At 75.1% G+C, this 485-nt stretch carries 1 protein-coding gene; it reads left to right on the top strand.

Annotation, left to right across the window (positions count from 1 at the left end):
- On the top strand, positions 1-485 hold a 485-nt coding region (locus G3I78_RS47870), incomplete at both ends, for a HAMP domain-containing protein (protein ID WP_164436893.1).

Genomic DNA, 485 nt, shown 5'->3' with positions numbered 1-485 from the left:
GGTCGAGGCCATGGTCGAAGCCGCCAAGCGCGGCGCCGACCCGGGCCTCGCCATCGCCGTCATCCCCGCCCTGCTCGCCGCGCGCAGCGTGCTGCGCCCCGTACGGGACATGCGCCGCGCCGCCCAGCGCCTCGGCAGCGGCCGCTTCGACACCCGGATCGAGGTCCGCGGCTCCGACGAGCTCGCCGGACTCGCCCGCACCTTCAACGAGACGGCGGGCGCCCTCGAACAGTCGGTGGACGAACTGCGCGAGGCCGAGGTCCGGGCCCGCCGCTTCGCCTCCGACGTCTCCCACGAACTGCGCACCCCGCTGGCCGGCATGCTCGCCGTCACCGAGGTCCTGGACGAGGAGGCCGAGCGCCTCGACCCCGACACGGCCGCCGCCCTGCGGCTGGTCAGCGCCGAGACCGGAAAGCTCGCCGTCCTCGTCGAGGACCTCATGGAGATATCCCGCTTCGACCCCCGCGCGGCCGAGCTCCACCTCG

Origin of the sequence: Streptomyces sp. SID13726 (assembly GCF_010548375.1) — a bacterium.
Taxonomy (GTDB): Bacteria; Actinomycetota; Actinomycetes; order Streptomycetales; family Streptomycetaceae; genus Streptomyces.
Note: the sequence above shows the minus strand (reverse complement) of the source record. Positions and strands in the feature narration are given on the sequence as shown.